At 42.9% G+C, this 6,997-nt stretch carries 5 protein-coding genes and 1 rRNA gene; 2 read left to right on the top strand and 4 right to left on the bottom strand.

What is annotated here, in order from left to right; translation table 11 throughout:
• Nucleotides 1-3 precede the first annotated feature (3 nt).
• On the bottom strand, nucleotides 4-3,132 hold the full coding sequence (locus DJ568_RS16875) for an efflux RND transporter permease subunit (RefSeq protein ID WP_114006480.1): 3,129 nt from the start codon (nucleotides 3,130-3,132) through the stop codon (nucleotides 4-6).
• Nucleotides 3,129-4,211, bottom strand: a complete 1,083-nt coding sequence (locus DJ568_RS16880; RefSeq protein ID WP_114006481.1) for an efflux RND transporter periplasmic adaptor subunit — start codon at nucleotides 4,209-4,211, stop codon at nucleotides 3,129-3,131. The genes DJ568_RS16875 and DJ568_RS16880 overlap by 4 nt, the downstream gene beginning before the upstream one ends.
• Before the next feature lie 223 nt (nucleotides 4,212-4,434).
• On the opposite strand from DJ568_RS16880, the gene DJ568_RS16885 reads away from it, so the two are divergent.
• Both DJ568_RS16885 and DJ568_RS16890 read left to right on the top strand, forming a co-directional pair.
• Nucleotides 4,435-6,183 (top strand): M61 family metallopeptidase, encoded by a 1,749-nt coding sequence (locus tag DJ568_RS16885; RefSeq protein WP_114006486.1) that lies wholly within the window; start codon nucleotides 4,435-4,437, stop codon nucleotides 6,181-6,183.
• A gap of 140 nt (nucleotides 6,184-6,323) precedes the next feature.
• Entirely contained in the window at nucleotides 6,324-6,479 is a 156-nt protein-coding gene (locus DJ568_RS16890) for a lmo0937 family membrane protein (RefSeq protein WP_114006482.1), read from the top strand.
• A gap of 30 nt (nucleotides 6,480-6,509) precedes the next feature.
• Here the strand turns inward: DJ568_RS16890 and DJ568_RS17310 are convergent, their stop codons facing one another.
• A complete protein-coding gene (locus DJ568_RS17310) occupies nucleotides 6,510-6,653 on the bottom strand; it encodes a hypothetical protein (RefSeq protein WP_158534965.1) in 144 nt (47 codons plus the stop codon).
• 246 nt (nucleotides 6,654-6,899) lie between these two features.
• Nucleotides 6,900-6,997 (bottom strand): 5S ribosomal RNA (gene rrf, locus DJ568_RS16895); the annotation flags it as partial.

Genomic DNA, 6,997 nt, shown 5'->3' on the forward strand with positions numbered 1-6,997 from the left:
CAATTACAAGTTCTCTATCAGCTTTTGGTTTTGGGATTTCTCGCCTTCTACAGGTTCGGCATCCGGATCATGGCGTGTTTTTGGTGCCATAAGCAGGTACATAGCCGGTATCACATATAACGTAAGCACCAATGAAAACAACATGCCACCCATTATAACTATACCCAACGATACACGGCTTTGTGCCCCTGCGCCTAAGGCAAATGCAATAGGCACTACCCCGAGCACTACGGCTAAACTTGTCATTAGTATCGGCCGCAGGCGTGAAGTTGCAGCCTCAACAATGGCATCATACTTTGATAAACCATGCTCCATCCGCTGGTTGGCAAACTCCACTATTAATATGCCATTTTTAGTTACCAGCCCTATCAGGGTGATAATTCCTATTTGGCTAAAAATGTTTAATGTTTGATTAAACAGCCACAATGATAATAGCGCCCCCGCTATAGCCAGCGGTACCGTAAGCATTACTATAACCGGGTCAAGAAAGCTTTCAAACTGTGCTGCCAGCACCAGATAGATAAGTACCAAAGCAAACCCAAATGCAAACAGTATACCTGAAGCACCCTCCTGGTAATCTCTTGACGGGCCTGTCAGCGCGGTGCTAAATGTTGGATCGAGGTGCTTTTTAGCAATTCTGTCCATTTCATCAACTCCCTCTCCGATGGTTTTACCCGGTGCTAGCCCTGCCTGTATGGTGGCCGATTTGTAGCGGTTGAAATGGAATATAGATGGCGGCGCCGAACTTTCTTCAACTTTTACTACGTTATCCAATTGAACCAGGCTTCCGCGATTACTGCGCACGTATACTGATTTAAGGTCAAGCGGCCTGTCGCGGTTGGCACGGTCAACCTGTGCTATCACCTCGTATTGTTTGCCGTTCATCAAAAAGTAATCCAGCCGGCCACCGCTGTAATACAATTGTAGCGTTTGGGCTATGTCGGCTACAGAAACCCCTAAGTCGCGGGCACGGTCACGATCGGTAACTACACGCAGTTCGGGCTTGGTAAATTTCAGGTTAACATCGGTGCCCTGAAATACCGGGCTTTTTGATACTTCAGCGAAAAAATCAGGCAGCGCCTTGCGTATTTTTTCAAAATTTTGATTTTGTATCACATATTGTACCGGCAACGCGTTACGGGCACCGCTGCCACCCCCGCTAATGGTTTGCTCCTGTGTCACCAGGGCGCGGGCATCTGGCATTGTGCTTAACTTGGCGTTTAACCAATCTGCTATTTCCTGCTGAGAGCGTTCGCGTTCATCAGGGTCTGTCAGGGCTATGCGGCCAAATCCTGAATTTGCCGCACCGGCACCGCCACGTGATGGAGATATGATTTCCAGGTTTATGGTTGCTTCAGGTATCGAGTCGGCAATCAGGTCTGCCACCTGATCCATATACGCGGTCATATACTCATAGGTTGCACCTTCTGATCCTGTAACGTTATAGCGCAGCATACTTCTGTCGTCGAGAGGGGCAAGTTCAGACGGAATTGCTTTGGTTAACATTAACGCGGCAATTATGCCGAGCGACATAACGAGTATACCAAGCGACATCCATTTCCTTTTCATGAACCTGATAAGCCCCTCTGTGTAGCCATTGGTCATCCTTTCAAAAAAAGGCTCGGTCTTTATATAAAATTTCGACTTCTTCTGATCTTTACGGATAAGCTTTACACTTAACATAGGGGTTAACGAGAGGGATACAAATGCCGATATCAGCACCGCGCTGGCTACCACCACCGCAAACTCCCTAAACAGCCTGCCCGTGAATCCCTGTAAAAATATAATGGGCAGGAAAACGGCTGCGAGCGTTATTGAGGTTGAAATTACAGCGAACAATATTTCTGCTGAACCTTCAAAGGCCGCCTTACGCACAGCCATTCCACTCTCAATCTTTTTATAGATGTTTTCGGTTACAACTATACCATCGTCAACCACTAAACCGGTTGCCAATACAATCCCTAAAAGCGTTAATATATTAATGGAATAATCAAAAATATACATCACAAAAAACGCACCCAGCAGGGATACCGGTATATCTATTAACGGGCGGAAGGCAATGAGCCAATCCCTAAAAAAAAGATATATAATTATCACTACGAGTACAAAGGATAGCAGAAGCGTTTCTTCTACCTCCTTTATTGACTGATTGATGAACAGGGTTTTATCCATCGACACTTCGAGCTCAATATCGGGCGGCAGGTCCTTCTTTATCAATTCAAGGCGTTGGTAAAAATCTTTGGCAATTTGAACATAGTTGGCACCCGGCTGTGGTACAAGCCCGACGCCTACTTTTAATACACCGCTTTCTTTTAAGGCGGTTTGTTCATTTGATGATCCTAAAACCGCATAGCCCACATCTTTAAAACGTATCACCCTATTGCTATCATTGCGGATGATCATGTTGTTAAAATCCTGTTCGGTAGTAAGTTTACCAATAGCCCTGATGGTAAGCTCAGTATTATTGCCCTCCAGTTTACCTGCCGGTAATTCTACGTTCTCAAGGGCCAGCGCGTTCCTGATATCACTTGTTGCCAGGCCGAGCGCAGTGAGCTTACCAGGGTCAATCCATAACCGCATGGCATACTGGCGCTGCCCCATAATATTTATCTGGCTTACACCGGGTATAGTTTGCAACGCCTCCTGCAAAGCATTTTCTGCATAATCATTTATTTGCATAATGTTACGCGTATTACTGCTTACAATCAGTATCAAAATATTTTCGGCGTTGGCATCAGCTTTAGTTACAACAGGCGGCGCGTTTATGTCCTGCGGCAACTGTCGTTGCGCCTGCGACACTTTATCGCGTACATCATTGGCCGCAGTTTCCAGATCCGCATCAAGTTCAAACTCAACAGTAATATTACTGGCACCTACCGAACTTGTAGACGAGATATTACGGATACCCTGCACGCCGTTTATTGCCTTTTCAAGCGGCTCGGTTATTTGTGACTCAATAACGTCAGAGTTAGCACCCGAATAGGATGTGGAGACAGAAATAATAGGCGGATCAACTGAAGGGAAATCACGAACGCCCAGGTATGTATAACCCACAATACCAAAAATTACAATAGTAACAGACAGCACTGTAGCCAATACGGGCCTTTTGATACTTACTGATGATAAACTCATTTTTTTACCACCTTTTGTATTTTCACCGGCGCTTTTGGCCGCAATTGGATAATGCCTGATATTATCACACTGTCACCCTGCTTCAACCCTTCGGTTATCTCTATTTCCTTATCGGTACGCATCCCTGTTTTAACTGTACGCCGCATTGCCATCCCACTATCGCTCACGAACACGTAATTATCTTTAATATCCGGTATCACACTTTGGGTGGGTACCATGATAGTATTAGGGATTTGATTGAGCGTAAGGTTTATTTTAGCAAAACTGCCGGCAGTTAGCTTTCCCTCACCATTTGGGGCCCTGGCACGGACTGTTATAGTACGTGATGAAACATCTATAGACGGCTCAATGGCATAAACGGTGGCCGTGAATATATTATCAGAGCTTTCTGTAGTAAATTTAATTTTGTTGCCCACTTTTACCAACGACAAATATTTTTCAGGTACCGAGAAAGTAAGTTTGGCAGGATCAATATTCACCAAGGTAGCTATTGGGGTTGAAGGGGAAAGGTATCCGCCCGGGCTTATGCTTCTTAAACCTATTGTACCCGAAAAAGGCGCCCTGATTTCTGTACGCGATATCTGCGCTCTTATTGCCGCGCTTTGGGCTTTAAGGGAGTTTAGCTGCGCCAGTGAAGTTTCAAATTCCTGTTTGCTAACAGCCTCTTTTTCAAATAATATCCTGTTACGATATTCATTTTCTTTAGCCAGTGCCACCTGGTATTCGTTTTGTGCCAGCGAGGCCTGCAAATCCTGGTTATATACTTTTACCAGCAATTGGCCCTTACTAACCCTGCTTCCTTCTTTAAAATAAATATTGGTGATATTGCCTGATGCCTGGCTTACAAGATTCACTTGTTCGTTAGCGCTTATAGTTCCGGTTACTTCAATAGTAGTGTTAATAGCCGTATCTTTAGCTATCAGCACATTTACCGGTACCGGCCCGCCGCGTTTTCCGCCTTTGCCTGCACCGGCCCCTGCAGTTGTCTTTTCCTTATTTTTGCTGCCAAAAAATTTATTATACAGTACATAGCAGGCAAGCAGTGCCAGTACAGTGTAAATGATATGTTTAATCTTCATATGAATGTTTGCCGGAGCTGAAGCGACAGGCAGATACTGTTAGCAACGGCCATCTTCATTGTCCTGCAATTTAACCCCCATTTATTTATAAAAAGTTTTATGTATCAACCATTTTACATCTCAATTGTGTTACTTAAACCCCTGTATCAGTTATTAAATTTTAATAAATTCGCCGATGAGATTTTTCAAGCTAGCAGCATCTGTATCGTTAATCCTGATCTTTATGAGTAATATGGCCGGCGCGGCAGGCAACACACAAATAACATATACGGTTACATTCCCTGAGGCGCAAGCGCATTATATTGATGTAGAGATGCACATCAAAGGTTTAAAACAACAAGCCACCGAAATAAAGATGCCGGTGTGGGCGCCGGGCTCATACCTTGTTCGCGAGTTTGCTAAAAATGTTGAAGGTTTTGTAGCCGAAGGTAATGGCAGTATGCTGTATGCTGTTAAAACGAGCAAAAACACCTGGCGTGTAAGTACTGCAGGTGTAAAAGATTTAACGGTGCGCTATCGGGTGTACGCATTTGAAATATCCGTTCGTACAAGTTTTGTAGATGCTTCGCATGCCTTCCTGTCAAACTCTGGTGTATTTATGTACCCTAAAGGGATGCTTAATGAACCTTCAACTGTTAAAATTATTCCTTACAAAGGCTGGACGAAAGTATCTACCGGCTTAGATGCTGTTGGTAATGACCCATTTGTGTTAAAAGCTCCGAATTACGACATACTGTTTGATTCGCCAATAGAGGTTGGTACACAGGACACCTTTGACTTTATTGTAGATGGCGTTAAATATGAAATGGCCATGTATGGCAGCGGTACTTATAATAAAGACCGCCTGACAAAAGATCTCACTAAACTCATAAAAGCCCAGACCAGTTTATTCGGTGAAAACCCTAATAAACGTTACACCTTTATAGTGCATCATTTTTTAAAAGGCGGCGGTGGATTGGAGCATTTGAATTCGACCGTACTGGGCGCATCGCGGGATGCATATAGTACCGAGAAAGGATACCAGGGCTTTTTAGAGCTGGCCTCGCACGAGCATTTCCATTTGTGGAATGTTAAGCGTTTAAGGCCTATAGCCCTGGGGCCATTTGATTATGAGAATGAAAATTACACTACAAACTTATGGATCGCAGAAGGCTTTACCGCCTATTTTGAATATAAAACCATCCGGCAGGCATCGTTATACCCAGAAAGCACTTTTATAACAACGCTAACCGGCGACATTAACACCAACGAAAACCAGCCGGGCGGGAAAATACAATCGGTAGCCGAATCAAGTTTTGACGCGTGGATAAAGTACTATCGTCCGAATGAGAATTCCGCAAATTCAACAATTTCTTATTACGGCAAAGGATCACTAATTGGTTACCTGCTTGATTTAGAAATTATAAATAGCAGTAACGCACAGTACTCATTAGACGATGTGATGCGGTACATGTATAATGAATACTACAAAAGCCTTAAAAGAGGATACACCGATGCCGAGTTTAAACTTGGCCTTGAAAAGTTCGCCGGCAAGAAGCTGGATAATTTTTATCGTGATTATATTAACGGAGTAACTGTAATCAATCATGATAAATATCTTGGATACGCAGGTTATAAATTAATTGATGAGTTAGCCGGAAGTAATACTCCTGCACTGGGTGTAGCTACATCAAATACAAACAACAGGTTTTTAGTGACTACCGTGAGCCGTAATACTTCAGCGTGGGTAGGTGGAATTAATGTAAATGATGAACTTGTAGCCATTGACGGTACACCTGTTACAGATATGACTACTATTTTGAACGGTAAAAAACCCGGGGATAAAATCGACGTTACCATAAACCGTGATGGATTGGAAATGATATTGCCGATAGTATTGCTAAAGAGCAATAAAACAAGGTATAAGATTGAACCTGTGGATAATCCAAGCAAAAAACAGCTTTCTGTAAGACAAAAATGGCTCGCTTTGTAGATATAAAACTATCCTTAAAAGACGTAGGCGCCGGTGCAAAAAATTGCAGCGGCGTTTTTATTTATTACACCAATATGTTTTCGGCACAGTTATGGTATAACATATACTATCTATGAAATCATTAACTAAAATTTAACACTATGAGATCTCTATTGTACATCGTTGCTGTGATCCTTATAATAGGTTGGGCAATTGGAGTGTTTGCATATACTGCAACAGGTTTAATACACGCTTTACTGGTAATTGCTATTATAGCGCTGTTACTAGGTTTTATCAGAAGAGATACGGCTGTATAACTTACGATACACAAATAAAAATGGCTTCCCTTATTCGGAAGCCATTTTTATTTCAACGCTTTTAATCCCCGCCGCCATCGCCTCCATCAGATCCTGAGTCACTGCTGCAATCATCATTATAGTTATCATTGAGATGCCAGGCGGAATCGCCGCCATCTGAGCCGCCATATCCATTGTCCGTCTTACCTTCTATGCTTTTTGCTGTGCAATCAGTACAACAATTATTATGAATATTAAAAGCAAAATAAATACTGTAGTGGAATACATCTACTTTCGGATTAGGTGATAAGTGCTTTAGATGAAAAGTAAATATAATGTTTGTATAATAAGATGTTGAGTTATTATTATCACGTAAAAATAAAGAGGAACCTATAAAAACGCAAAAAAGCCCTGTTCGAACTGAACAAGGCTTTTAGTAAAGGTTGGCACCGACCTACTCTCCCACGTTTTACCGCAGTACCATCGGCTCTGGCGGGCTTGACTTCTCTGTTCGGAATGGGAAGAGGTAGACACCGCCG

It is taken from the genome of Mucilaginibacter hurinus (assembly GCF_003324525.1).
GTDB lineage: Bacteria > Bacteroidota > Bacteroidia > Sphingobacteriales > Sphingobacteriaceae > Mucilaginibacter > Mucilaginibacter hurinus.